Genomic DNA, 25,932 nt, shown 5'->3' on the forward strand with positions numbered 1-25,932 from the left:
ATCCTCGACGAGCACATGCCCGCGCACCACAGGCTCAGCCGGATCTACCGGGCAGGCGCCGGGCTGGTGGGGCTGGCGCTGACCGCGTTCGGTGTCCTCGGCCTCACCGACAACATCGGCTTTTTCGACACCGGCGGTGCCCAGGTCGGCGGGCTCAGCACGAACGGCGCGCTCAGCGTGCTGTCGATCCTCGTCGGGCTGCTGCTGTTCTCCGGCACGGTGCGCGGCGGCAACTTCGCCTCCAGCCTCAACATCGTTGTCGGTGGTCTGTTCGTCCTCAGCGGCTTCGTCAACCTGGCGCTGCTGGAGACGGGTTTCAATCTCCTGGCGTTCGAGCTGCAGAACGTGCTGTTCAGCTTCGTCGTCGGGCTGCTGCTGCTCGTCTTCGGAATGTACGGGCGCGTGGGGAGCGCTCTGCCGCACGACAACCCGTACTGGCAGCAGCGCCATCCGCAGCAGAGCGAACGCGCCCGCCGCGCCCGGGACGTGCGCGCACGGCAGGTGAGGGCGCGGGCACGCGGTGAGGAGCTGCGGCGCCGGGCCTCGCTGTACGGCGGCGAGGCGGAGCCGCACGCCCCCGGCGCGGAGGCCGAGGCGAAGGCGTCGTCCGCCGCGCAGGAGGCGGCGGTCGACGAGCGGGGTTTCGGTCGCGGCACGCGCGAGTGACCGGCCTCCGGGCCGCCTTCCCCTCCCCGCGACAGTTCCTCGGCTCGCCCAGAGAGGAGCACCTCGGCGGCCCCGCGTCTCAGCGGCCCTGCACCTCGACTATCCCGCGCCTCAGCGACGCGAAGCGGGGCGTTCGGCCTGCGCCGTCGCCGCGTCCTTCATCTCGCGCAGGATCTGTTCGCCCGCGAGCACGCCGCGCTGCGGCAGCACCCGCAGGTGCGGCAGTTGCCAGCCGCTGTCGGCGAGTTCGCCGTGTGCCGGACGCCAGGCCAGGTCGGCGGCCTGGAGGAGGTCGGCGTCCAGCAGTGAGTCGCCGGCCGCGTGGACACGTTCCGTACCGGCCCTGCGGGCCGCCTCCGCGACGGCGGCGCTCTTGGTCAGCGGGTGGGGCACCGCGTAGATCTTGCGGCCCTGGAGGGAGATGCCCCAGCCGTACGGGCCCGCCCAGTCGGCCAGCTCCTTGACCCAGGTGTCGGGCAGCAGGGCGCGCTCGACCACGAGGTAGGCGAACAGGTCGTCGGCGACCCTCTCCTTGAGCAGCCATTCGGGCCGTGCCTGCCGCAGCATGTGCGCGCGGACCTGCGCGAGCGGCGCACAGGCGGCCAGCTGTTCGTGCACGTGTGCGCGCCAGTCGGGGTCGCTGTGGCCGTCGATCAGGAGTCGGCCCCCGTTGGAGCAGACGGCGAAGCGGGGCGGCGGTCCTGGCAGCCGGATGCGGCGGTACTGCTCGGGCGTACGCGTGGTGGCGGGCACGAAGACGGTGCGGGAGGCGAGGTCCTCCAGCAGTGCGGCCGCTTCCTCAGTCATGTAGGAGAGCGGCTTGCGCTCGTACGTCTCGACGCACAGCAGGCGGGGCGCTTGGGGGTCGGGCATGGTCAACTCCAGCGCGGGGGCTGAGTAGATCAGGGTGCGGTCGAGGTCGCTGGCGAGGAGCACCCGGCCTGTCGTCACCTGGCGGCCTTTCCGTCGGCGCCGGTGGCACCGCGCGTGTAGCGGGGGTGGACGATTCCGACGCAGGTGTAGGGCAGGTCGTCGGTCTCCTCGACGGGGACACCGCGCTGCTGGGCCAGGAGCCGTACGTGGTCGAGGTCGGCACCGGCGCCGCGGCGGGCCAGCACGCGCCAGGGGACGCGGCGCAGCAGTACGCGGGTGGTCTCCCCGACGCCCGGTTTGATCAGGTTGACGTCACCGACGCCGTACTCCTCGCTGATGTGCTCGACAGCGCGCCAGCCGTCCCAGGTGGGGGTGCGGTCGGCGGCGGCGAGGGCCGCCACGTCCCGCAGCACGCCCTCCCGGACGTCGGCGAAGCGCTCGGCGACGGTGTCCACGAACAGCTGTGAGAGGTCGCTCGAGGCCAACTCGCGGTAGAACTTGGCGCCGTGGAAGTCGTGCGGGCCCACCAGGTCGGCGCGGAGCACGGTGCGGGATATCAGCCCCGAGACGGTCGAGTTGAGGCACGCCGAGGGGATGAGGAAGTCCTCGCGGGTGCCGTAGGTGCGCACGCAGGAGCCGGGGTCGGCGAGGACGGCGGGCTCCGGGTTGAAGCGGGGGTGCGCGGCGAGCGCCTGGGCCAGTTCCCTGGTGATGGCGCCCTTGCCGGTCCAGCCGTCCACGAAGACGACGTCCGCCGGATCGTGGTGGGCGGCCAGATGGGCCAGCGCTCCGACGTCGATGCCGCGCCCCCGGACGATCGAGACGGCGTAGTGCGGCAGGTCCAAGCCGTGTGTGCGCTGTGCCCAGCGGCGCATCAGCACGCCGACGGGCGTGCCGGCGCGGGCCAGCGACACCAGCACAGGGCGGGGGCCGCGCTCGGCGAGCACCGTCTCGGTCACCGTGCCGACCGCGCGGGCCAGCCGCTCGGCCGAGGTGTGCAGCGCGCTGTGGAAGAGGCGCTGGTAGGCGGCGGAGGGCTGGTACTCGACGGGGAGCGACTCGGCGTAGTGGGCGCCGCCCGCCTGGATGGCCTCCTCGCGCTCCTCGGTGGGCGCCTCCAGATCGATGTCCGACAGGTCGCGCAGCAGCCAGGCGACGTCTTCGGGCGCGTACGAGGAGAAGGCGGGCCCGTGCAGCGGAGCGGGCGGGGGCTGCGGCTGCGGGGAGGGGGCGTGGGCGGGGACGACGGCCAGCAGCACGGTGGGCGCACATCCGGTGAGCTGGTCCAGCAGTCCGCCGGGCGCGTGCAGCGCGGGAGTGTCGCCCTCACTGTCGACGACGGCGACAACGGCGTCGAACCCCGCTCCCGCCACGTTGTAGGCGTACCGCTCCTGTGGTGCGGTGTGTGGGGGCGTGTCATGCGCCGGGAAGCGCAGCGCGGTACGGATCGCGTAGCCGGGGTCGTCCACGGGCAGGACGGGCGAGCGGGTCGTGGTCGAGAAGCGGATCTCGGCACGCCCCTCGGTGCGCTCCTCCACCGCGCGGGCGAGGAGCAGCGGCGCGTACATCAGCTCCTCGTTGCCGAGGAAGAGGACCCGGGGCGGCTTCCCGGCCGTCTCCGGGAGGGCGAGCGCGGAGCGTACCCGCTCCGCCATCGCGGGCAGCGCCGCCTCGAGCCGTGTCTGTGCCCGCGGGCCGAAGCCGTGGCGTCCGCCGTCCGGCAGCTGAGCGGGCCAGCCGAGCTCCACCCGCGCAAGCGTTCCCCTGACGGGCGCGGTCGGCGCCACGGGCGCTGCGCCGTGGGCCTCGACCAGGGCGCGGCCACGCTCCAGCACGTCGTCGGGGAGTTCGACCCGGCCCGAGGCGAGGGCCACCACGTCGACGCGGGCGCCCAGGTCGGCGGCGCACTTGTCCAGCGCGGCCACGTCCGCCTCGGCACGGGTGTCGACCAGGGCGGCGACGACGTACCGGGCGCGCGGTGCCGCGGCGTGCAGCGCCGCGATGGTGTTGCGCACCGTCCTGCCGGTGGACAGCTCGTCGTCGACCAGGACCAGCGGGCCGCCCGTGCGCAGCTGCTCGGGATCCTCGGGAAGCAGCAGGTGGGAGGTGGCGTGGCTGTGCTCCTCCTCGAAGCCGCCGAACCGCTCCACCCCCTCGACAGCGCGCCGGGTCGAGTGCAGGGCGCCCACGCGGCTGCCCATGGCGTGCGCGACGGTCAGTCCGAGCCCGGTGGCCGTCTCCGCGAAGCCCAGCACGGCGGAACGTGCGGCCTCGTCGGCACCGAGCAGCGCGCGCACCTGTGCGCCAAGGCGGCGCCCTGCTCCCAAAACCGCCGCCGGACTCTGCGGCACGTGCTTGCCCAGGACGGTGGAGACCAGCAGGTGCGCCCGCTTGGGGTTGCGGCGCAGGGCGAGGCCCAGCAGTCCCCGCAGCCGCTCGTCCAGGCGTACGCCCAGCCGTTCTGACACCCACTCGCCCGGCCAGGCAGCGGCTTCCGCGCCACCCGCAGCCTTCTCGCTCCGTCCGCGCGTGTCCGCGTCACCCGGTGCGTTTCCGTTCACTTGACTCCCGCCGCCAGCAGTTCGACGAAGCTCACGCCCTCGCGCGCCACGCCGAAGACCTCGCCGCGCAGCAGTGTGCGCTCGGCCCAGGCGCGGTGCGGCTTCACCTCGTTCATCTTGTTCGTGTACGCGGAGCGCAGCACTCCGCCTCCGCCGCGCTCGGGGCGCAGCACGTCGGTCGCGTCGCAGAACTCCTCGTGGCTGACGACCGACAGCGCGTGCACGGGAGCCACGTGCGAGGGGTGGATGCAGGTCTTGCCGAGCAGGCCGTTGGCGCGGTCGAGGGCGATCTCGCGCAGCAGCCCGTCCATGTCGTGCTCGATCAACGCCGTGCGTATCTCCTCGGCGCGGCCGCTCCGGAACGGACTCTGCCTCAGCTGCGGCTTGAACATTCTCTCCTGCGGCCGGAAATACTCCCACACGGGCCCGGTGACGGTGAACCCGGTGCCGTCGGCACGGCCCAGCACGTTCACCACGTCCCCGATGACCGAGGCGACGATCTGCACGTCGTAAGCGGTCATGTCGGGGGTGCGGCGCAGCCCGTACGCGGAGCAGAAGTCGGTGACGCCCAGCCGCAGTGCCAGGATCCGCTCGCGGTACTTCTCCAGCATGCCCGCGATGCCCGCCAGGGTCGCGGGACGGGTCTCCCTGTGCAGCAGCTGCGGCGACTCCAGGACGGGCATCGCGAACAGCCGCCGCCCGCACGAGGCCTCGGCCTCGGTGAGCGCCTCAAGGAACACCATCGAGTGATCCTCGGTGAACTTGGGCAGCACGAAACCCGACAGCAGCCGCACCGCGGGACCCAGCCTGCGCACCAGCCCGGTGATCTGCTCCGCCGCCCGCACCCGCACGAACAGCAGCGGCAGCTCCTCGCCACTCCCCGCCTCGGCCAGCGCCCCCAGCTGGTGCACCAGATTCTCCTCAGCCCACGGCACGTCGGCGTCGGCTATCGAGTCCTCCAGGCAGAGCACCATCGAGACCACGCCCCGGGCTGCCTGTTTGCGCACGTCTTCGGCCAGCTCCTCGCGGGTGGCCGGGCTGTAGAGCGTCGCGCCGAGCGCCATCGCCAGAGTGCTGACGGGCGCGTCCGCCGTGAACTCCGCCGGTGGGCGGTGGAAGAGCGCTCCAAGACGCTCGGGCGTCAGGTGCCGGAAGTGCCGCATGAAGTCCCCGTCTCGCCGATCTCGCGTGCCGTGCGGCCGTCCGCAGCCGGCTCCGTGCGCTCCTCCCGCGGGCCCTCCGCGGTGGCCGTACGGCTGCTCATCGTACGTATGAGGACCGCGGCGGAGTTCCCCGCTCCGCCCTTCACACCACGGACACGTACGGGTGGCCGCCCCGCCCGGTGCCCGTCCCGCGTTGTCGCGGCCGTCCCCGCGGGGGCAGGATGAAGACATGACGCACGCGATGACGAAGGGTTCGAACATCCAGCTGGAGACCACGGCCGTGCGTGCCGTGCTCTGCTGGGCGCCTGGTACCGGCGTGCCCGACGTCGATGCCTCAGCGCTGCTGCTGGGCGCGGACGGCCGGGTCAGAACCGACGACGACTTCGTCTTCTACAACCAGCCCCGGCACCCCTCGGGGCTGGTACGGCACCTCGCCAAGAAGCGCGAGCCGGAGGGGCTGCGGGACACCGTAGAGGCGGACCTGGCGGCCCTGGACGAGACCGTGGACCGCGTACTGCTGGCCGCCTCAGCGGACGGCGGCACCTTCGCCGCCGTCCGCGGACTGCGACTACTGCTGCACGACGCGGGGGCGCGGAACGGCACGGCGGACAGCGCCGCCGGCACGGGAGGGAGCGCGCACATGGACGGCACGGCAGGGGCACAGCTGCTGGCACGCTTCGACATCGAACCGGAGACCGGCGCGGAGACGGCCATGGTCTGCGGCGAGCTGTACCGGCGCGGCGACGGATGGAAGTTCCGGGCCCTCGGACAGGGGTACGACACGGGGCTGATCGGCCTCGCCACTCAGTTCGGCATCTCCGTGGACGAGACGGACGACGCCGGGGGGAACACACCGGGACAGGCCCGGCGCCCCGAGCGGGACCCCGACGCCACGGTCGCCCACGTACCAGGCCCCGACACCGCCGGCGCTGACGACTTCGCCCTGCGGCCGCCCGCCGGCACCGTCCCCCAGCCTCCGCCGGAACCGCACCCAGAACCCTCACCGCACCCGGTGCCGCCCGAGCCGCAGCCCGAACCCTCGCCCCGGCCCGAGCCCGGGCCGCCGCCCGGACCTCCAGGACCCGGGCCCCGACCCGAGCCGGTGCCGCCGGGACCGCCGCCGGGGCCCACCCCGGGCCCCGGCCCCGCGCCCGACCCGGGCCCGCCCCCGCAGCCGCCCTCCCCCGAACCGCCGCAGCCCACCCCGCAGCCGGACCCGGCGGGGGTGGCGGCGGGAGTCGCCACGGCGTCCCTGCCGCCGCAGGGAGCCCCGCCGTTCGGTCCGCAGGGCGCCAGGTCCATCCCGGCCCCGCCCGCCCACCAACCCGCCTACGGCTACCCCCAGCCGCCCCAGCAGCCTCCGACGACCCAGCCTGCGTACGGTTACCCCCAGCCCACCTACGGTTACCCGCAGCCCGACCCGGCGTTCGCGCTGCCGCCCCAGGGGCCGCAGTTCCTCACCCAGCGCTGAGGGAGCCCACACGCGGGCGCGCGTCCTCACACGGACCGCGCATGAAAAGCCGAAGGGCCAGACTCACCAGCGCGTGAGGGAGCCCCCGGCCCGCCCGCACCAGCGTGAGGGCCCCGGCCAGCTTGGGTTCAAGGGGTCGTCGCAACACCACTTGGTTTCAGGTGGTGAGTAGATCACGTAGACGCTCGGCTGGGGTGTCCCAGCCGAGCGTCTTGCGTGGGCGGCCGTTGAGTTCCTGGGCGACGTGTTCGAGGTCTTCGGGACTGTGGACGCTGAGGTCGGTGCCTTTCGGGAAGTACTGGCGCAGGAGTCCGTTCGTGTTCTCGTTCGTGCCGCGTTGCCAGGGGCTGGCGGGGTCGCAGAAGTAGACGGGCATACCGGTGGCCATGCTGAACTGCTTGTGGCGTGCCATCTCGCTGCCCTGGTCCCAGGTGAGGGAGCCGCGCAGGTGGGCGGGCAGGGTCTGGATCGTGGCAACGAGGCCGTCGCGGACGGTCTCGGCGTCGTGGGTTCCGCCCGGCAGGTGGATCAGCATCGTGTAGCGGGTGCTGCGCTCGACCAGGGTGGCGATCGCGGAGCGCCCGCCCGCGCCGGTGATCAGGTCGCCTTCCCAGTGCCCGGGCACGGCCCGGTCCTCGACAGCGGCGGGACGGTCGCTGATCATCACCATCGGGTCGATGAACCGGGGCGTGCGCCGCTCGGGGTCCCGGCGTGGTTTGCGCCGGGACCGGTCGGAACGAACGGCGGCCTGCACTTCCCGCTTCAGGCCCCCGCGGGCCTGGAAATACAGCGCCTGGTAGACCGTCTCCACGCTCACCCGCATGCTCTCGTCGTCGGGATGTTCTCTGCGTAGAGCGTGGCAGATCTGCTCCGGTGACCACCGCTGACGCAGTCCGTCCTGGACGAAGCGGCGCAGCCCTCCCTCGCGCAGCAGCTTGCGCTCCTTGGGCCGGGGCCGGCGTGCTGCGGCGGCCCGGTGGGCGGCGTAGGCCTGGTAGTCCTCGCTGCCCGAGTTCGCGTCGATCTCCCGCTTGACCGTGCTCGCCGGCCCTCCCAGAGCACGCCCGATCGCCCTCAGAGACCGGCCCGCCGCGCGCAGATCACGGATCTGCTCACGCTCGGCGAGTGTCAGGAATCGCGGGTGAAGCTGCTTGTCCAGGGCCGCCAGGCCCACCGGTGCCGTGGTCACACCGCACATCGTGACGGTCCCGGTGATGTAGTCGACACGGCGGCCGTCAGCGTAAGTGCGCGTGGTGGCGGTCTTCTTCACGCCCCAGTCCCAGTCCTTGGCCGTGCGCTCATTCACACCGACCCGCCGGGCAGCAACCCGGCGTGCGACACCGACGGCCCGAAGCCGCTCGTACTCGTCGCGCCCAGGGTGCCGCCGCGGCAGGCGCACCGAGGTCCGTCCGGCCTTCCGGGACCAGCCGAAGGCGGTATTCCGGTTCACCCCCAGCTCACGCGCCACCACGGTCACGTTCCCCACTGCATCCAGCCGCGCAAGAAAACGCTCCCTCATCCCCGCAAGATCATCGCGTCCCACAACCACGGTCCTCACAACTCCCACAGAACGCGGGTGTTGCGAGGACCGTTAGAACCCAAGCAGTACCGGCCGGGGCCCTCACGTGTTCCGTACCGCCCGTGCCTCAGGCCGCCCGTGCCTCAGACCTTCTGCGTCTTGTAGCCCCGGCCCCACTGGAGACCCCAGCCGTAGAGCCGGTCCAGCTCGGCCTGGAAACCGTAGACATAGCGCACCTCGCGCCGCACCCGCAGCTCCCCCTTGACGTTCTCCATCAGCAGCACGGCACACGAACGCGCCTGCGGGGCCCGCTCGTCCAGCCCGACCTCCACACGGGGGCCGTTGCTGGGGAAGATCGAGACGATGGCGTGCGTACGGTCGAACGCCGGGGTGCCGTCGTAGATGTAGACGAAGAACAGCAGCCGCCTGATCTCGTCCTTGTGGTCGAGGTTGATGTAGATCGTCTCGCCCGACGGCGAGCCGAACCGGTCGTCGCCGGTGAGCTTGACGTAGGGCGGCGCGTTCCAGTCCCCCAGGAAGTTGCCGAGCGGCTGGACGACGCCCTTGCTGCCGTCCACCAACTCGTACATGCACGCCAGGTCGAGGTCGACGTTGACGACCCCCTGGGTGTGCCCCTGCACGGCGTGCGGCCTCAGCGCCCGCAGGGGATGCCGCAGCGAGCCTCTGCTCCGGGAGCGCCCGTCCAGATCCGAACTGCGCATCCGCCACGACAGATTGACCCGCATGCTGCCGCTGTCCGCACCCTGCTTGGTCAGCGACAGCTCGGAGTGCCGTTTGGTCAGCTCCACCGCGTACGTCGAAGGACCACCGACCGTGTCGAACTTCGGTCCGCGCCGGGACATGCCCACACCGCGCCGCCAGTTCTCCCACAGGGAGACCATCCCGCACCCCCAACTCCTGCTCGGAACGCCCACTCACGCCACGGGGCGGCTCCGGGGCGCGCGGCACCCGACAGGGTCCGCACCACCACGAAGCCGCCCCGCTGGGAGCGTTCCTCGTTCTTCAGCCGGTCACACGCGCGAGGCCGCCTCGGATTGCTCGCTCTCGTCCCCGTCGCCGCCTTCTCCCCCAGCAGCCTCGATGGCACGGTTGCGCCGCACCGAGGACCAGAACGACAGGGCGATGAGTACGACACCGACCAGACCGGTGATCACCTCGTTGATCTGGAACTTGATCGTGACGAGCAGGATGACGGACAGGGCACCGATGGCGTAGTGCGCGCCGTGCTCCAGGTAGACGTAGTCGTCCAGCGTCCCCTGGCGCACCAGGTAGACCGTGAGCGACCTGACGTACATCGCGCCGATACCCAGACCCAGCGCCATCCAGAAGATGTGGTTGGTGACCGCGAAGGCGCCGATGACCCCGTCGAAGGAGAACGAGGCGTCCAGCACCTCCAGGTAGAGGAACATGAAGAAGGCGGCCTTGCCCGCCAGCCCGACGGCCGTCGGCTTCTTCCCCGCGCGCTCGGCCGCTTCCTCCTCTTCCTGCTCGCGCTCCTCTTCCTCTTCCAGCTTGTCCTCGAAGTGCCCGGAGAGGCCTCCGACGATCAGATACGTGATCAAGCCCGCGATACCGGCGAGCAGCACCGTGCCGGACTTGTCGGCGTGCGCGCCGGCGTGCTGGTGGGCCGCGGTGGCCAGAGTGGTGGCGGCCACCAGCAGCGCGATCAGCGCGATGCAGACGGAGAGGCCGTTGATCTTCCCGAGCCGTGAGAGCGGGCGCTCCAGCCAGCTGATCCACGCGTGTTCGCGCTCGTCGAAGATGAAGTCCAGGAAGATCATCAGCAGGAACATCCCGCCGAACGCGGCGATGGCCGGATGCGCGTCCGTGACCAGCTGCTCATAGTGGTCCGGATTGTCGAGCGCGACCTGCACGGCCTCGATCGGGCCTACCTGGGCGGTGATCGCGACGATAATGACCGGAAAGACCAGCCGCATGCCGAATACCGCGATAAGAATGCCGACCGTGAGGAAGATCTTCTGCCAGAAGGCGTTCATCTTCTTCAGCACGCCGGCGTTGACGACCGCGTTGTCGAACGACAGCGAGATCTCCAGGATGGACAGGATCGCCACGAGGGCGAACGCCTCCCACCCCCAGAAGAACGCCGCTGCGGCAAGTCCGACGGCTGTCACGCCGAAGGACCAGCCAAAGGTTTTCAGGAGCACTGGCTTCCCAATCCGGTATCCGGTCTACGTGTGTTCACAAAACGCCATGACGGCCGAGCCGACCGTGACGACAAAAGCGCCCGAAGACGACAGAGATGCCCAAGACGACCAAGGCCTCGAAGACGACCAGGGCGTCGAAGACATCAACGGCGCTCAGGCGACATTGACGCCGAAGTCTAGAGCGATGCCCCGCAGCCCTGAGGCGTAACCCTGGCCGACTGCACGGAATTTCCACTCTCCGTTATAGCGATAGAGCTCCCCGAAGATCATCGCCGTCTCCGAGGACGCGTCCTCCGTCAGGTCGTAACGGGCCAGCTCCACACCGTCAGCCTGATTGACGACCCGGATGTAGGCGTCGGTGACCTGCCCGAAGGCCTGGTGGCGGTTCTCCGCGTCATAGATCGAGACGGGGAAGACCACCTTGTCGACCTGGGCGGGGACCAGCGACAGGTCCACCAGGACCGTCTCGTCGTCCCCACCGCCCGTGCCACCGACCAGCTCGTCGCCGGTGTGCTCCACAGAGCCCTCGGGGCTCTTGAGGTTGTTGTAGAAGATGAAGTACTCGTCACCCATGACCCGGCCGCCCGAGCACAACAGCGCACTGGCGTCGAGGTCGAAATCAGCACCCGTCGTGGAACGGGCCTTCCAGCCGAGACCGATCTGCACCTGGGTCAGATTCGGTGCGGCCTTCGAGAGGGAGACGTTTCCCCCCTTGGCGAGCGTCACGCTCATGTTCGATGTTCCTCTCCCCGGCTCTTCCGGCTTAGCCCCGGCTCTCCCGTTCCCGGCCCACGGCCGGCTTTTCCCGTCTCCCGACCCACAGCCGGAGCGGCGTTCGCGTCTTCGGCCCCACACTCGTTGCGGCGCCTGCGCCTCCCGGCCACTTCGGCCCACTCCGGTCCGCGTGCGGCCGGAGCGAGCGGTGCCCCACGGTGCCCCGTGGGTGCCCTCAGTGTGTCCGTACCAGCGGGCGCCGCACACCTCCCGGTTACGGAAGCCTGCGGCGCCCGTGGCTGCCGGTCCCTGGCAGCGCGCCCCGCCGGCCCGGCGCTCGGGCCCGCGGGGCGCGAGGTACCCGCCCTGGGTTCCTCAGACGTTCACGCCGAAGTCCTGCGCGATACCGCGCAGGCCCGAGGCGTAGCCCTGGCCGATGGCGCGGAACTTCCACTCGGCACCGTGCCGGTAGAGCTCCCCGAAGACCATGGCCGTCTCGGTCGACGCGTCCTCGCTGAGGTCGTAGCGCGCCAGCTCGTTGTTGTCCGCCTGGTTGACGACGCGGATGTAGGCGTTGCGCACCTGGCCGAAGCTCTGCTGACGGCTCTCCGCCTCGTAGATCGAGACGGGAAAGACGATCTTGTCGACGTCGGCAGGCACTCCCGCGAGGTTCACCTTGATGACCTCGTCGTCGCCTTCGCCCTCACCGGTGAGGTTGTCACCGGTGTGCTCGACCGAGCCGTCGGGGCTCTTGAGATTGTTGAAGAACACGAAGTTCTGGTCGCTGCCGACCTTGCCCTCCGGATTCGTCAGCAGGGCGCTCGCGTCGAGGTCGAAATCGGCGCCGGTCGTCGTACGCGCGTCCCAGCCCAGACCGACGATGACCGCCGTCAGGTTCGGGGCCTCCTTGGTCAGCGAGACGTTGCCGCCCTTGCTGAGGCTGACTCCCACGAGTCCTCCTGGTCAGTTGTTCGTGAGGAGCACTGCGTGCCCCCGTTTTCGGATGCCGTCAGATCAACGATTCGATCCTAGTGAGCGGTTCCCCGGGACACAGCCCTCTTATCGAGCTGATCCGGGTTGCACCGGGCGTCACCGGGGGCGCCCGGAAGCGCCGTCCCGCGCGGCGGGACGGCAGTGGCGTGCGGTGACGCACGTACTCAGAGGCTCTCGAGAGCCTTGACGTAGTCGTTGAGGTCCCGCGCGTCGGGCAGACCGTTCACCACGGTCCAGCGGACGACGCCCTCCTTGTCGATGACGAAAGTGCCGCGCACCGCGCAGCCCTTCTCCTCGTCGAAGACGCCATAGGCGCGCGAGGCCTCACCGTGCGGCCAGAAGTCCGACAGCAACGGGTACTCCAGACCCTCCTGCTCCGCGAAGACGCGCAGCGCGAAGGGTGAGTCGTTGGACACCGCGAGCAGCTGCACGTCGTCGTTGACGAACTGCGGCAGCTCGTCCCGCAGGGCGCACAGCTCACCGGTGCACACCCCGGTGAAGGCGAAGGGGTAGAAGAGCAGGACGACGTTCTTCTTGCCCTGGAAGTCCGAGAGCCGCACGGCCTGGCCGTGCTGGTCCTTGAGCTCGATGTCGGGGGCCTTGGTGCCGGCCTCGATCGCCATTGGCACATTCCCTTCGGTGGACGGGACACAGTTGCCCCCACCCTATGCACCAGCCCGTGACCGCCGGGCGGCGGTCACGGGACGGAGGGGCGGCAGCCCCGGTCCCCCCGGGCTGCCGCCCCGGGCGAGGTCTTGCTGTCGCGGCCTAGCGGGGCCTGGCTTGCCACCAGGGGGCCGCTGCCACCTGGGGCGGGGCACTGGCTTGCCACCGGGGACGCGGGCCGGTGGCTGCCCGGGGCGGGGTCAGGTTGCCGCCTGGCTGCCGTCCTGGGCGTGGTCTGGTTGCCGCCCGGGGGCCGCTGTCACCTGGGGCAAGGCCTGGCTTGCCACCCGGGACGCGGCCTGGTGACCGCCCCGAGACCGCACCCGGCTGCCGCCCGGGGACACGGGCTGGTTGCCGCCCCGGGCCGGACCCGGCTGCCGCCCGGGGCGGGCCTGGCTTGTCGTCCGGGACGCGGGCCGGTTGCCGCGCGGCGGCGCGGCCAGGGCCGGTGTCGGAGATCAGGCGCTGCGGAGCAGGGACCGGGCCGGCGCAGGTGACCGCGCGCCGCAGAGCAGAGATCGAGAAGGGTGCCGGAGCCGCACGCTCGCAAGTTGCAGTCGGGGCGGGAGGGCGCAGCCTCGGGGCGGCTCGGGTGCTCGGCGGCAGAGCCTCGGTGGGCGGGCAGCCCTGGCCCGCGCTCCGGCCCGACCCTGTACTCGCGCCGAGCAGATGCTCACACCGAGCAGGTGCTCGCGCCTAGCGCGCTCGCGAGTGGGGCCCGGTGCCGGTCAACCCGCCGCCCCAGTCGGCGCGGGCCGGGCGTCCGGGGCACGCGCGAGGGAGCGCGGGCGCTGCCGGGTCGATCCGTGCCTCGTTCGAGTCACGGGGCGCCCGCACACGCGGGGCGCGCTCGACCACGGCGCGGACGGCCCGCGCGAAGCCGGCGCCTCAGCCTTCCGGAGGCCTCACCGCAGATGCCCAGATGCCGGGCAGCGACTCGGGCCGGATCCGCTCAAGGATCCAGTGCCGGACCTCTCAAGGACAAAGGCACCGAAAGCGAAGCACCGCGACGTTCTGGTCACCACATGCTGTCTGGATGCAGGGGGCCGCCGCTCCAAGGCGCCGAGGTCCGTGGGGCTCGGGGCATACGTCGGGCCCCGGCGCGGCGCGGAGGGATCCGAGCCGCACCGGGGCCGGCCGCGTGCACGGACATGCACAGGGCGGGGTGCCCGCGGCGACGGGGCGCTGTCGCGCCGTCGCTCAGCGCTTGTTCGGAGCGCCCTTCGGGGTGACCAGGCGGCTGCCCGTCCAGTCCTTCGCCGCGTTGAAGCTCTTGGTCTGGGACAGGCCCGCGGTCTTGGACGCCTCGCCGATCTCACTGGGCTCGACGTAGCCCTCGCGCCCCGTCTTCGGGGTCAGCAGCCAGACGGGTGCGCCTTCGTCGATCATCGTGATCGCGTCCACCAGCGCGTCCGTCAGATCACCGTCCTCGTCGCGGAACCACAGCACCACGGCGTCGGCCACATCGTCGTACTCCTCGTCGACCAGCTCCGTGCCGGTGCTCTCCTCGATGGACTCGCGGAGCTCCTGGTCGACGTCGTCGTCGTAGCCGATCTCCTGGACCACCTGTCCGGGCTGGAAACCCAGCCTTGCGGCGGGGTTGGTCCGCTCCTCCGCGTGGTCCGCGGTCGCGCTCACGGATTGCCTCCAGTCATGTCTTGCGAATATGGGGTTGAACCTCGCGCGTACGCGAAGCATGGGCCGTAGTCCACACGGGCGGGCCGGATCACGCAAGTACCCGGCCGTCGATCCCGCACAAACGTTGACGTGTCATCCCACAATGCCTGATCGAGAGTGGTTCGGGCCACATTGCGGTCGCCGCGATCCGCCAGGTTTGCCCCGGCTGTGCCGGGGGAGCCGTAGGGGTGCACCCGGGGCCGAACGGACGTTTGGGGTGGTCGGAGCGGAGAGCGGGCCCGCATCCCCGATGAGCGTAAGGTGGCGGTTTGACCGCCTCGTCGCCCGAGCGCGACCCGGCTGCCGGCCCGTCTCAGGACCCGCCGGGTTACCTCTCGGTACAGATGACGTCACAGCACCGGCGGTACACGATGGAGGCGGCGCGAGGCCCCCTCCGGCAGGAAGGCACGGCGTGCGCCGCCGCCCGGCTCGCAGAGCACCACACGACCGATACAGCGAAGGAACAGCGTGGCTTCCGGATCCGATCGCAACCCGATCATCATTGGCGGCCTTCCCAGCCAGGTCCCGGATTTCGATCCCGAAGAAACCCAGGAATGGCTCGACTCGCTCGACGCCGCCGTCGACGAGCGAGGCCGGGAACGCGCCCGCTACCTCATGCTCCGGCTCATCGAACGCGCCCGGGAGAAGCGCGTGGCCGTTCCGGAGATGCGCAGCACGGACTACGTCAACACCATCGCGACCAAGGACGAGCCGTTCTTCCCCGGCAACGAGGAGATCGAGCGGAAAGTCCTGAACGCGACCCGCTGGAACGCGGCCGTGATGGTCTCCCGCGCCCAGCGCCCCGGCATCGGGGTGGGCGGGCACATCGCCACCTTCGCCTCCTCCGCCTCCCTCTACGACGTGGGCTTCAACCACTTCTTCCGGGGCAAGGACGGGGGCGACGGCGGCGACCAGGTCTTCTTCCAGGGGCACGCCTCCCCCGGCATCTACGCCCGCGCCTATCTGCTCGACCGGCTCTCCGAGGCGCAGCTCGACGGATTCCGGCAGGAGAAGAGCAAGGCGCCCCACGGCCTCTCCAGCTATCCGCACCCGCGGCTGATGCCGGACTTCTGGGAGTTCCCCACCGTCTCCATGGGCCTCGGCCCGATCGGGGCGATCCACCAGGCGCGGATGAACCGCTACATGGAGGCACGCGGAATCGCCGACACCTCCAAGTCGCGAGTGTGGGCCTTCCTCGGGGACGGCGAGATGGACGAGCCCGAGTCCCTCGGACAGCTGTCCCTGGCGGCTCGCGAGGGACTGGACAACCTCACCTTCGTCATCAACTGCAATCTCCAGCGCCTCGACGGGCCGGTGCGCGGCAACGGCAAGGTGATCCAGGAGCTGGAGTCCTACTTCCGGGGCGCCGGCTGGAACGTGATCAAGCTGGTGTGGGACCGCTCCTGGGATCCACTGCTGGCGCAGGACCGGGACGGTGTGCTGGTCAACAAGCTGAACACCACGCCGGACGGGCAGTTCCAGACCTACGCGACCGAGAGCGGCGCCTACATCCGCGAGCACTTCTTCGGCGGTGACCAGCGGCTGCGCTCGATGGCGGAGAACATGACCGACGACCAGCTGCTGCATCTCGGCCGCGGCGGACACGACCACCGCAAGGTCTATGCCGCCTACAAGGCCGCGGCCGAGCACAAGGGGCAGCCGACCGTCATCCTGGCGCAGACGATCAAGGGCTGGACGCTGGGTCCCAACTTCGAGGGCCGCAACGCCACGCACCAGATGAAGAAGCTGACGGTCGACGATCTCAAGCACTTCCGCGACCGGCTGCACCTGCCGATCCCGGACAAGGAGCTGGAGTCGGGGGCGCCGCCCTATTACCACCCGGGCCGGGACTCGGAGGAGATCCAGTACATGCACGACCGCCGCCAGGAGTGCGGCGGCTACGTGCCGACACGGATCAACAGGGCCAAGCCGCTCCAGCTTCCGGACGAGAAGGCCTACGCCGCGCTGAAGAAGGGGTCCGGACAGCAGGAGATCGCCACGACCATGGCGTTCGTACGGCTGTTGAAGGACCTCATGCGGGACAAGGAGATCGGCAGGCGCTTCGTGCCGATCGCGCCCGACGAGTACCGCACCTTCGGGATGGACTCCTTCTTCCCCTCGGCGAAGATCTACAACCCGCTCGGGCAGCTGTACGAGTCCGTGGACCGCGAGCTGCTGCTCGCCTACAAGGAGTCGCCCACCGGGCAGATGCTGCACGACGGCATCTCCGAGGCGGGCTGCATCGCGGCGGCCATCGCCGCCGGGTCGGCCTATGCCACCCACGGCGAGCCGCTGATTCCGATCTACGTCTTCTACTCGATGTTCGGTTTCCAGCGGACCGGCGACCAGTTCTGGCAGATGGGCGACCAGCTGGCGCGCGGCTTCGTGCTGGGTGCCACCGCCGGGCGCACCACGCTGACCGGCGAAGGGCTGCAGCACGCCGACGGCCACTCGCAGCTGCTCGCCTCCACGAACCCGGCCGTCGTCGCCTACGATCCGGCGTTCGGTTTCGAGATCTCCCACATCGTCCAGGACGGGCTCCGGCGGATGTACGGCTCCAGCGAGGAGCACCCGCAGGGTGAGGACGTCTTCTACTACCTCACCGTCTACAACGAGCCCATCCGGCAGCCGGCCGAGCCCGAGAACGTGGACGCCGAGGGCATCCTCAAGGGCCTCTACCGCTACCAGGCGGGCGAGCGGGGGACCCACTCCGCGCAGATCCTGGCCTCCGGGGTGGCGCTGCCCTGGGCGCTGGAGGCGCAGCGCATCCTCGCCGACGAGTGGGACGTGAAGGCCGACGTGTGGTCGGCGACCTCCTGGAACGAGCTGCGGCGCGAGGCCGTGGCGGTCGAGAAGCACAACCTGCTGAACCCGGAGGAGGAGCAGCGCGTCCCCTACGTCACGCGCAAGCTCCAGGGGATGGAAGGCCCCAAGGTGGCGGTCTCCGACTGGATGCGGGCCGTGCCCGACCAGATCGCCCGCTGGGTGCCGGGCACCTACCAGTCGTTGGGAGCGGACGGCTTCGGCTTCGCCGACACCCGTGGCGCCGCCCGGCGCTTCTTCCACATCGACGCTCAGTCGATCGTGCTCGGCGTGCTGACCGAACTGGCCAGGGAAGGAAAGGTGGACCGCTCCGCCCTCAAGCAGGCGATCGACCGCTACGACCTGCTCGAGGTGGCGTCGGCCGACCCGGGCACCGCGGGCGGCGACGCCTGAGCCCGTCGCGCGGTGCGGGAAGCCGGCCGGCTTCCCGCACCGGCCTGGCGGCCGGGTGCGCTCCCGTGCGGGGTCGCACCCGGCCGCTCGTCCGGGCGTCGCGCCGAGTGCCGCGGCGGCAGCCCTGCGCGCGGTGCGCATCTCAGTGCTCCCACACCTTGAACGCACGAGCCTTGTAGGGCAGCTCGGGCGTCCAGGAGCCGGACGGGTAGGTGTCGAACTCCGCCGTCTCCGCGCACTCCTCGCTCTGGTAGAGCGTGACGGGGCGGCCGGTGCGGTTGGCCGCCGACTCGACGGCGCCCCCGTCCGGCACCGGCGTGCAGCTCTCGATGTCGATCCCGCGCAGCTCGTAGGTGCGCGGCTTGCCCTTGAACCGGGCCTGCTTCCACAGGCACAGCTCCCCCGTCCCGCACTTGCCCAGCTCGGGGCCCTCGCCCGCCCGGGCCGGTGCTGCGGCCTGCCGCGCCCCGGCCGGCTCAGCGGCAGCCGTCTCAGCGGCGGCCGCCTCGGCGCCGACCGGCTGTGCCGCGACCGCGAGCGCGGCCGTGGCGAGCGCGGCCACCGCCGCGGCCCCCGCCACACCCCTGGCCCTGCGGCCCCCTCCGCGCGCGCTCCGCGGGCCACCCAGGGCTCGCAGGTCATCCACGCCTCGCGTACTGCGCATGCCTCGCATGCTGATCACTCCCCCCGCTCAGGGCCGGGCACTCGATCGCCCGGCGCCTGACCAGCATCTCCGTGCCGGAAGGAGCCCGCCAAGAGCAAACGGCCCGGTTCACCGGGACAGGTGGCGGAGTTATCCACAACTCCCGAGTTATCCACCGTCCCAGCGCCACCGGGCCGCCCTGACCAGGGCGCGCACCGCGATGGTCGGGTGCGCGCCATGACGGCGGACGCGCGCCGCGACGGCGGACGCGCGCCACCGCGCCGGGCCCAGCCGCCGCGCCGGACCGCGTCAGATGTGGACCGAAGGCCCCGCGTCGTTCGTGCCCCGGCTGGTGAAGACGGCGACGCCCGCGGCGAGCACCGCGACGATGCCGGCGCAGACGAACGCCAGGCCCATGCCGGAGATGAACGAGTCGTGCACCACGCGCTCGATCGCGTCGGCCACCTGAGCCGGGGTGCCCTTGGGCGCGGGCGGCGCCATACCCACCTCGGCGGCCTTCTTGAGCGCCGCCTCCTTCTGCTCGGGCAGCGGTGGCAGCTTGGCCTCGGCCCACTTCTGCGGCAGTTCGCTGCCGACGCGGGAGGCCATCACGGCGCCGAGCACCGCCGTACCCAGGCTGCCGCCGACCTGCATGGCCGCCTGCTGGAGGCCGCCGGCGACGCCCGCGTGCTGCAGCGGCGCGTTCCCGACGATCACCTCGGTGGCGCCGACCATGACGGGGGCGAGCCCCAGACCCAGGAGCGCGAACCAGACGGCGGTGATGCCCATGCCGCTGTCGGCGTTCAGCGAGGAGAGGCCGAACATGGCGATGGCCGTGAGCACCATGGCGGCGACCAGCGGGATGCGCGGGCCCACCTTGGTGATGACGGTTCCGGCCAGGGGCGAGGCGACGATCATCATGGCCGTCAGCGGCAGCAGCCGCAGCCCGCTGTCCACCGGGGAGAGGCCGTTGACGTTCTGCAGGTAGAACGTGACGAAGAAGAGGCCGCCCATGAAGCCGAAGGCCATGAGCACCATCAGGACCGTGCCGGCGGTCAGCGGGATCGAGCGGAACATGCTCATGGGCAGGAGCGGTTCCTTGGCCCGTGTCTCCCAGAAGCCGAAGGCGGCGAAGGCCAGCACGGAGACGGCCAGGAAGCCGATCGTCTTGGCGTCGCCCCAGTGCCATTCGGGGGCCTTGATGATGGCCCACACGAGGCAGAACATCGCCACCGAGAGCAGCACGACGCCCAGCAGGTCGAAGGAGCGCGGGGCGTTCTCCGAGCGCCGGTCGAGCAGCAGCACGAGGCCCATCACGAGGGCGAGTGCGCCGACGGGGACGTTGATGAAGAAGACGGATTCCCAGTTGACGTGCTCGACCAGCAGACCGCCGACGATGGGTCCGGCGGCGGTGGAGGCTCCGATGACCGCGCCCCAGATGCCGATGGCCGCGTTCAGCCGCTCGGCGGGGAAGGAGGCGCGCAGCAGTCCGAGGGCCGCGGGCATCAGCAGCGCCCCGAATATGCCTTGCAGCACACGGAAGGTGACCACGAGCGCGACGCTGCCCGAGACCCCGATGGCGGCGGAGGCGGCGGCGAAGCCGACGACACCGACCAGGAACGTCTGGCGGTGGCCGAAGCGGTCACCGAGCTTTCCTGCGGTGATCAGCGCGACGGCGAGGGCGAGCAGGTATCCGTTGGTGATCCACTGGACGTCGGAGAGCGAGGCGCCGAGGTCCTTTTGGATGGCGGGGTTGGCGATGGCGACGATGGTCCCGTCGAGGGCGACCATGGTGACGCCGAAGGCGACGGTGACGAGGGTCAGCCACGGGTGCCCGCGCATCCCCTTCCGGGTGCCCCCTCCTCCGCCTTCGAGGCCGGCTGGGTCCGGCGCGTCGGGCGCGACGGTGCTGGTCTGGGTGCTCATGAGCGCGAGCGTAATGACAGTCACTGACAATTGACAAACGGAATTATTCGCCGGTAAATGTCAGTCAACGCTCACGTATCGTGAGCGGACCGTCGGCGTCCGGCACGGGAGAGGAAGTCCGGTACGGGAAGGAAGTGACATTGACGGGCCTGCGTGAACGGAAGAAACAGCGCACAAGGGACGCTCTGGTCGTGGCGGCCCACGAACTGTTCGTCACGCAGGGATACGACACCACCACCGTGGACCAGATCGCGGAGGCCGTCGACGTCTCCCAGCGCACCTTCTTCCGCTACTTCACGAACAAGGAAGAAGTCGCACTGTTCGTGCAGGACATGGTAGAGGCCTGCTTCTACGAAGCCGTGTGCACGGAACCGCCCGGCACTCCGCCCCTGGAGTGCCTGCGCCGCACCCTCAACGACGTCTGGGACGAGGTCGGCCGCGCCGTCGAGGAGATCGTCCCGCTCGATCTGCATTTGAAGATGTGCCAGGTCGTCGAAACCACCCCCTCGCTGCTGGCCGCACACCTGCGGCACTCGCTGCTGATGGAGGAGAAACTCGTCCAGGAGATCGCCCGGCGCACCGGAGTGGGCGCCGAGGTGGACCCCCGTCCGCGCGTCCTGGTGGCGGCGTTCTCCGGAGTGATGCGCACCGCGGCACGGCAGTGGGGCATGCGGGAGGGCACCTCCCTGGAGACCGCCCGCGAGGTCACCCGCGACTACGTGGCGCAACTGGGCCCCGCGCTGACAGGCGACTGGGGCCGGGAACGCCGCCCGTGAACCGCCCGGACCAGGGTCCCGATTGCACAGGGTGAGCACTTCCCCCTACGGATGCGCCACCCTGACCCGAACGCCTTGTAGGAAACGTGAGATGACTCACGCAGGCCTCGTCCGTGCCGGGTCGGGCATCGCGCATCTCCTAGGGTGTCGCCCCAGTGACTTACTTCTCCGCTCTAGGCAACCCGCTGTCCGGATCAGGCCTCCCCCCGTCGGGAGCCCCGGGCTCCACCGCCTGGCGCGCGCTGCTCGCCCTGGCCGTCGTCCTCGTGCTGCTGGCGACGACCGGCTGGACCGCTGTGCGCAAGCACCACGCGAACGCGGGGCCCCGCGCGGCGGCCCTGCTCGCCTGGGAGAAGGGCAGCTTCGCCGGGCGTCCGCTGCCCGACCCCGACGCGTCCGCAGGCCGCATCTCCCGCTACTTCGCGCGCCTCGACGCGGCGCAGCGGCGCACACTCGCCGAACGCTATCCCCTGGTCGTCGGCAACCTCGCGGGCGCCCCCGTGAAGCTGCGCTACCGGGCCAACCACACCGCGCTCAAGCAGGCACGCGCCGTCGAGACCAGGCGGATGACGGACGAGCGGCTGACCGACGAGGGCCGCCAGGACGCGGGGCGCCGGATGCACCGCTTCACCTCGATGCTGGACGACGGGCGGCAGATCCTCGCCTTCGACCCGACGGGACGCGGTCGTGCCGCCGAGGTCTTCGGGGATCTGGAGCACGCCAAGCGCGTGTCCGTCGTCGTTCCCGGGGTCGACACCGAGCTGCTGACCTTCGAGAAGTCCGCGCGCGAGTACTCGGCACCCGCGGGGATGGCCCGCGCACTGCAGAACCAGCAGCGGGCCGAGGCGCCCGGGGTACGCACCGCGACCATCGCGTGGGCCGACTACACCGCGCCCGTCGGGCTCGGTGTCGACGCGGCGTCCGGCGAGCTGGCCCAGGACGGTGCCGTTCGGCTCAACCGTCTGGTGCGCACTCTGCCCGTCGCCTCGGACGAGGCCTCCCCGAAGGTCTCGCTCCTGTGCCACAGCTACGGCTCCGTGGTCTGCGGCCTGGCCGCGGACCGGCTGCCGCACAGCGTCACCGATATCGCCGTCGCGGGCAGTCCCGGCATGCGCGCGGACAGTGCCTCGGAACTCGGCACCGGCGCGCACGTGTGGGCGATGCGGGATCGCGACGACTGGATCGCGGACGTCCCGCACATGGATGTGGGCGGCCTGGGACACGGCGCCGACCCGGTCGCGGACGGTTTCGGCGCGCGCCGTCTGTCGGCCGCGGGCGCCGTCGGCCACACCGGGTACTTCGTGCCGCACACCCGCAGCCTGCACAACCTCGCCGCGGTCGGCACCGGCTCGTACGGGGACGTGACGTGCGCCCCGTCCGACCCGGAGTGCTCCTTCGTTCCTGAGCCGCACTGAGGTGTCCACCGGCGCGGCACCCTGGTCCGAGCGGGCGGAGCCGACGCCGCTCCGGGACGTGTCACCACCGCGACGGAGGCGCGCGGAGCAGGGCCGAGACCAGCGGAAGGGGGACGCGCGGGCGACCGCCGCATACGATGACCCACATGGGTGACGTACTGGCTGGAATTCACTCCACCTGGGAGTTCGCAGCGGACTCCGTGCTCATCCGCTTCGAACGGGGGATTCGCACGCCCAAGCTCTTCCAGGTGCTGTCGGAGCGGCGTGTTCCGTACGAGGCGCTGAGCGCCGTCGAGCTGGCCCCGGGCAGCAAGCGCGGCACCGTCGTGCTGCGCGCCGTGCCCCGCCAGGGCGCCGATCCTCTGCTGGAAGCGGCCGCCGGGCAGCTCAAGGAGGGCAGCGACCCGTACCGCCTGGTGCTGCCCGCCGAGCGCGAGACCCTGGCCGACTACTACGCGACCGAGCTGCGCGCCGTGCTGCCCGAGGAGGCCGCCAAACCGGCCGAGCAGTATCTGGTCGCCGCACCGTCCGCGCCGCAGAGCTTCAAGGCCTACGACGGAAAGGCCTCGTTCGACGGCAGCGTCGTCGCCTTCCGCTGGTTTTGGACAGGCGCCTCCACCGCCAAGTGGAAGGCGGGTGACCAGTTCTTCCCCGTGGAAGAACTGGAGGGCATCGAGTGGCGCTCCCCCGAGGGCGCCGGCGGCCACCTGCGGCTGCGTGCGCGCGGCGCCGAGGTCCTCGTGGACGCCGACCACGACCCGGCCTCCGTGGTGTTCGGACTCGGCTACGGGCCCGTCTACGAATCGCTGCCGTTCGCCGCCTCCGTCCTGGAGGCGGTACGCGCCGCCGATCCCGCACCGGAGAGTGTCTGCACGGCCACGCCGACGGTCACACGTCAGCGTTCCGACCCCGCAGACGTGGCGACACGCATCCGCCACCTCGGAGAACTGCACGACGCCGGGCTGCTGACCGACGAGGAGTTCACGGCCAAGAAGGCTCAGCTCCTGGCGGAGCTGTGAGCGGGCGCAATCTCGCGTCCCCTCTCGCCGACGGGCTGCGCGGCCTGGGCTCAGCCCTGGCCACCCCGGCGGCCTCCCGGGAGCCGCTGCTGCGCCACGCGTCCTCGCGGTGGGTCAGGTCGCTGCCCTACGCGCTGGCGTTCGGCTTCGGCGCCGCCCTGCTCCCCTCCACCGCGCAGCTGCTGTCCACCGACTACGGGCTGCACGGCAGCTGGGCGGGCGCGCTCGGGGTGGCCCAGGTGGTGCCGCTGCTGCTCGCCGTGACCCGACCGCTGCCCGCCTGGTGGGTCATCTTCACCGCGGACGTCCTCGGCGCACTGCTGCTGCTGGCCACGGACCACACCGCGGGCCGCCCCTGGCCGTGGACGCCGATGGTCCTCGTGGGCTACCTGCTGCTGTGCCTGGCACTGGCGCTGCGGGAGAGCCGGCGCACCCTGCTGGCCGTCTGGCTGGTCACCGTCGTGGCCTCCCTCGCGCTCGGAATCGTCGCCCCCGAGCGCAGCGAGGGATCGAACGTGCTGCTGATCGTGCTCAGCGGCGCGACACTGCTGCTCGGCGCCACCCTGCGGGAGCGGGCCGAGGCCCAGCGGCGGCTCGCCGAGCAGGAGACGATCAGCGAGACCGAGCGCGCCCAGCGCACGCTCTTGGAGGAACGCACTCGCATCGCCCGCGAACTGCACGACGTCGTCGCCCACCACATGTCGGTCATCACCGTCCAGGCGGACAGCGCCCCCTACCGGATCGCGGGCCTGCCGCGGGAGGCGAGCGAGGAGTTCGGGGCCATCGCCACGGCGGCGCGCGAGTCACTGACCGAGATGCGGCGCCTGCTGGGCGTGCTGCGCAGCGAGAACGCACGCTCGGAGCGCGCACCCCAGCCCGGCCTGGAACGGCTGGAACAGCTCGTGGAGGCCACCGTACGAGCAGGAGTCCCCGCCGAACTGCACCTCGACCTGGCCGACGGACAAGACGGTGCGCCCGGTGGCGGCCCCGGTCCCGCGCAGACCGTCACGCTGTCGGCGTACCGCATCGTCCAAGAAGCGCTCGCGAACGTCGTACGGCACGCGCCCGGAGCAGCAACCCGCATCTCGGTGACCGTCCGGGAAAGCCAGGTGACCGTCCGGGAAAGCGAGAGGAGCGGTCGAGAAGGGGACGGCGGGGACGAAACGAGCGGCGCAGGGGAGAACAGAAGCGGCCCAGGGGAGAGCGGGAACGGCGGGCGTCCGGACGCGAAGGGCGCGAGGGAGGACGAGAACAGCGGGCCAGAGGACCGAAACGGCGAGCGGGAGGACGAAAACCGAGGGCCGGAGGACGGGAACGGCGGGCGGGAGGCCTCGCTCTTCGTCCTCGTCGTCAACGGGCCCTCCCCCGCACCCGAGGGGCCGCCGCTGGAGACGTCCGGCACCGGGCACGGTCTCGTGGGCATGCGCGAACGGGTGCGGCTGGTGGGCGGGGCGCTGGAGGTCGGCCCGCTCCCGGACGGAGGTTTCCGTGTCGCGGCCCGGCTGCCGCTGCATCCGCCCGCCGGAACGCCGAAGGAGCCGTCCGGCGTCCTCGGCGACGAGCGGCACGACGGCGCAAAGGACGCCCACAAACGCGCCGCACCCGCATCCGCACCGCACTCGAAGGACATTCCCCCGGCATGAACGGCACCGGCACGCCAGGATCCTCCCCGACGGACAGGGTGACCCGCGTGGTCATCGTCGACGACCAGGCCATGGTGAGGGCGGGTTTCGCCGCGCTGCTGGCCGCGCAGAGCGACATCGACGTCGTGGGCGAGGCGGCGGACGGCACAGCGGGCGTGGAGGTGTGCCGTACCGTCCACCCGGACGTGGTCCTGATGGATGTGCGGATGCCGCGGCTGAACGGCCTGGAGGCGGCGCGAGCGCTCCTCGAACCTCCTCCCGGCGTCGTCCACAGGCCCAGGGTCTTGATGCTGACCACGTTCGACGTGGACGACTACGTCTACGAGGCGCTGCGGCTGGGCGCGAGCGGCTTCCTCCTCAAGGACGCGCCGCCCGCCGACCTGATCGCCGCCGTACGGGTGGTGGCCGAAGGTGAGGCACTGCTGGCGCCGTCGGTGACCCGGCGGCTGATCGCGGAGTTCGCCCGGCAGCGGCCGCACTCCGTCACCCGCAAGGGCCGTTCCTCGGCGCCGCAGTTGCGGCTCAAGGACCTCACCGAGCGGGAGACCGAGGTACTGGGGCTGCTGGCGCGCGGACAGTCCAACCAGGAGATCGCCGCCTCGCTCGTCCTGGCGGAACAGACGGTGAAAACTCACGTGAGCCGCATCTTCGCCAAGCTCGCCCTGCGCGACCGCGCCCAGGCGGTCATCTTCGCGTACGAGTCCGGTCTCGTGGCGCCCGGCGAGCAGTAGTCCGGGCCGCCGCCCGGCACGGGACGCCGGGCACCGCGCTCCGGGCGCCGGCTCCAGCGCCGACTCCGAGTGCC

General features: G+C 71.3%; 20 protein-coding genes. 8 read left to right on the forward strand and 12 right to left on the reverse strand.

The genetic code is table 11. The annotated features are described in order from the left end of the window. The first annotated feature begins 15 nt into the window (after positions 1-15). Positions 16-666, forward strand: coding sequence for a DUF4383 domain-containing protein (locus DTL70_RS11575; protein WP_114021950.1), 651 nt, complete (start codon positions 16-18; stop codon positions 664-666). 111 nt (positions 667-777) lie between these two features. On the opposite strand, the gene DTL70_RS11580 is transcribed toward DTL70_RS11575, so the two are convergent. Genes DTL70_RS11580 through DTL70_RS11590 form a run of 3 tightly spaced genes read right to left on the reverse strand, consistent with a single transcriptional unit; the run spans position 778 to position 5,263 of the window. After that, a complete protein-coding gene (locus DTL70_RS11580) occupies positions 778-1,617 on the reverse strand; it encodes an HAD family hydrolase (RefSeq protein WP_114021826.1) in 840 nt (279 codons plus the stop codon). Then, complete coding sequence (locus DTL70_RS11585) at positions 1,614-4,100, reverse strand: phosphoribosyltransferase (RefSeq protein ID WP_114021827.1); 2,487 nt, start codon at positions 4,098-4,100, stop codon at positions 1,614-1,616. Before DTL70_RS11585 ends, DTL70_RS11580 begins: the two co-directional genes overlap by 4 nt. After that, positions 4,097-5,263 carry an HpcH/HpaI aldolase/citrate lyase family protein gene (locus DTL70_RS11590; protein ID WP_114021828.1) on the reverse strand — a complete coding sequence of 389 codons (1,167 nt, stop codon included), beginning with the start codon at positions 5,261-5,263 and terminating at the stop codon, positions 4,097-4,099. Before DTL70_RS11590 ends, DTL70_RS11585 begins: the two co-directional genes overlap by 4 nt. Positions 5,264-5,492: 229 nt before the next feature. Between DTL70_RS11590 and DTL70_RS11595 the strand changes: the two genes are divergently transcribed. After that, the gene (locus DTL70_RS11595) at positions 5,493-6,734 is read left to right on the forward strand and encodes a TerD family protein (RefSeq protein WP_114021829.1); all 1,242 of its coding nucleotides are present in this window, start codon (positions 5,493-5,495) and stop codon (positions 6,732-6,734) included. A gap of 157 nt (positions 6,735-6,891) precedes the next feature. Here the strand turns inward: DTL70_RS11595 and DTL70_RS11600 are convergent, their stop codons facing one another. The 7 genes from DTL70_RS11600 to DTL70_RS11630 form a co-directional block, all read right to left on the reverse strand. Continuing rightward, the gene (locus tag DTL70_RS11600; RefSeq protein WP_425470347.1) at positions 6,892-8,253 is read right to left on the reverse strand and encodes an IS30 family transposase; all 1,362 of its coding nucleotides are present in this window, start codon (positions 8,251-8,253) and stop codon (positions 6,892-6,894) included. A 143-nt stretch (positions 8,254-8,396) separates the two neighbouring features. Next, positions 8,397-9,155 (reverse strand): TerD family protein, encoded by a 759-nt coding sequence (locus DTL70_RS11605; RefSeq protein WP_114018377.1) that lies wholly within the window; start codon positions 9,153-9,155, stop codon positions 8,397-8,399. A 129-nt stretch (positions 9,156-9,284) separates the two neighbouring features. Next, positions 9,285-10,439, reverse strand: a complete 1,155-nt coding sequence (locus tag DTL70_RS11610) for a DUF475 domain-containing protein (RefSeq protein ID WP_114021831.1) — start codon at positions 10,437-10,439, stop codon at positions 9,285-9,287. Positions 10,440-10,592: 153 nt separating this feature from the next. Continuing rightward, on the reverse strand, positions 10,593-11,171 hold the full coding sequence (locus DTL70_RS11615) for a TerD family protein (protein WP_114021832.1): 579 nt from the start codon (positions 11,169-11,171) through the stop codon (positions 10,593-10,595). Positions 11,172-11,528: 357 nt separating this feature from the next. Further along, positions 11,529-12,104: a TerD family protein gene (locus tag DTL70_RS11620; RefSeq protein WP_114021833.1), complete on the reverse strand. Its 576-nt coding sequence runs from the start codon at positions 12,102-12,104 to the stop codon at positions 11,529-11,531. Between the two features lie 206 nt (positions 12,105-12,310). Then, the gene (locus DTL70_RS11625) at positions 12,311-12,769 is read right to left on the reverse strand and encodes a peroxiredoxin (RefSeq protein ID WP_114021834.1); all 459 of its coding nucleotides are present in this window, start codon (positions 12,767-12,769) and stop codon (positions 12,311-12,313) included. Between the two features lie 1,243 nt (positions 12,770-14,012). Beyond that, on the reverse strand, positions 14,013-14,450 hold the full coding sequence (locus DTL70_RS11630) for a DUF3052 domain-containing protein (protein ID WP_114018372.1): 438 nt from the start codon (positions 14,448-14,450) through the stop codon (positions 14,013-14,015). Positions 14,451-14,957: 507 nt separating this feature from the next. Between DTL70_RS11630 and aceE the strand changes: the two genes are divergently transcribed. Next, positions 14,958-17,705 (forward strand): pyruvate dehydrogenase (acetyl-transferring), homodimeric type, encoded by a 2,748-nt coding sequence (aceE, locus tag DTL70_RS11635; protein ID WP_114021835.1) that lies wholly within the window; start codon positions 14,958-14,960, stop codon positions 17,703-17,705. Between the two features lie 142 nt (positions 17,706-17,847). Here the strand turns inward: aceE and DTL70_RS11640 are convergent, their stop codons facing one another. Continuing rightward, positions 17,848-18,267, reverse strand: coding sequence for a peptidase inhibitor family I36 protein (locus tag DTL70_RS11640; protein ID WP_342776487.1), 420 nt, complete (start codon positions 18,265-18,267; stop codon positions 17,848-17,850). Between the two features lie 390 nt (positions 18,268-18,657). Further along, positions 18,658-20,190, reverse strand: coding sequence for an MFS transporter (locus tag DTL70_RS11645; RefSeq protein WP_425470353.1), 1,533 nt, complete (start codon positions 20,188-20,190; stop codon positions 18,658-18,660). A 275-nt stretch (positions 20,191-20,465) separates the two neighbouring features. Between DTL70_RS11645 and DTL70_RS11650 the strand changes: the two genes are divergently transcribed. The 5 genes from DTL70_RS11650 (at position 20,466) to DTL70_RS11670 (ending at position 25,858) form a co-directional block, all read left to right on the forward strand. Then, positions 20,466-21,050, forward strand: a complete 585-nt coding sequence (locus DTL70_RS11650; protein ID WP_342776485.1) for a TetR family transcriptional regulator — start codon at positions 20,466-20,468, stop codon at positions 21,048-21,050. A gap of 155 nt (positions 21,051-21,205) precedes the next feature. After that, positions 21,206-22,465, forward strand: coding sequence for an alpha/beta hydrolase (locus DTL70_RS11655; protein WP_114021838.1), 1,260 nt, complete (start codon positions 21,206-21,208; stop codon positions 22,463-22,465). 137 nt (positions 22,466-22,602) lie between these two features. Continuing rightward, positions 22,603-23,484, forward strand: coding sequence for a DUF4429 domain-containing protein (locus DTL70_RS11660; protein WP_181860886.1), 882 nt, complete (start codon positions 22,603-22,605; stop codon positions 23,482-23,484). 35 nt (positions 23,485-23,519) lie between these two features. After that, entirely contained in the window at positions 23,520-25,127 is a 1,608-nt protein-coding gene (locus DTL70_RS11665; protein WP_425470354.1) for a sensor histidine kinase, read from the forward strand. Beyond that, a complete protein-coding gene (locus tag DTL70_RS11670) occupies positions 25,124-25,858 on the forward strand; it encodes a response regulator transcription factor (RefSeq protein ID WP_114021840.1) in 735 nt (244 codons plus the stop codon). Before DTL70_RS11665 ends, DTL70_RS11670 begins: the two co-directional genes overlap by 4 nt. Positions 25,859-25,932: the final 74 nt, after the last annotated feature.

The organism is Streptomyces diacarni (assembly GCF_003323715.1).
GTDB classification, from domain to species: domain Bacteria; phylum Actinomycetota; class Actinomycetes; order Streptomycetales; family Streptomycetaceae; genus Streptomyces; species Streptomyces diacarni.

What these genes read in the sequence shown, in the direction of transcription:
- DTL70_RS11605 (WP_114018377.1), bottom strand. Translation starts at nt 9,155, where the DNA reads ATGGTCTCCCTGTGGGAGAACTGGCGGCGCGGTGTGGGCATGTCCCGG.
- DTL70_RS11600 (WP_425470347.1), bottom strand. Translation starts at nt 8,253, where the DNA reads ATGAGGGAGCGTTTTCTTGCGCGGCTGGATGCAGTGGGGAACGTGACC.
- DTL70_RS11645 (WP_425470353.1), bottom strand. Translation starts at nt 20,190, where the DNA reads ATGCGCGGGCACCCGTGGCTGACCCTCGTCACCGTCGCCTTCGGCGTC.
- DTL70_RS11660 (WP_181860886.1), top strand. Translation starts at nt 22,603, where the DNA reads ATGACCCACATGGGTGACGTACTGGCTGGAATTCACTCCACCTGGGAG.
- DTL70_RS11670 (WP_114021840.1), top strand. Translation starts at nt 25,124, where the DNA reads ATGAACGGCACCGGCACGCCAGGATCCTCCCCGACGGACAGGGTGACC.
- DTL70_RS11590 (WP_114021828.1), bottom strand. Translation starts at nt 5,263, where the DNA reads ATGCGGCACTTCCGGCACCTGACGCCCGAGCGTCTTGGAGCGCTCTTC.
- DTL70_RS11625 (WP_114021834.1), bottom strand. Translation starts at nt 12,769, where the DNA reads ATGGCGATCGAGGCCGGCACCAAGGCCCCCGACATCGAGCTCAAGGAC.
- DTL70_RS11615 (WP_114021832.1), bottom strand. Translation starts at nt 11,171, where the DNA reads ATGAGCGTGACGCTCGCCAAGGGGGGAAACGTCTCCCTCTCGAAGGCC.
- DTL70_RS11575 (WP_114021950.1), top strand. Translation starts at nt 16, where the DNA reads ATGCCCGCGCACCACAGGCTCAGCCGGATCTACCGGGCAGGCGCCGGG.
- DTL70_RS11595 (WP_114021829.1), top strand. Translation starts at nt 5,493, where the DNA reads ATGACGCACGCGATGACGAAGGGTTCGAACATCCAGCTGGAGACCACG.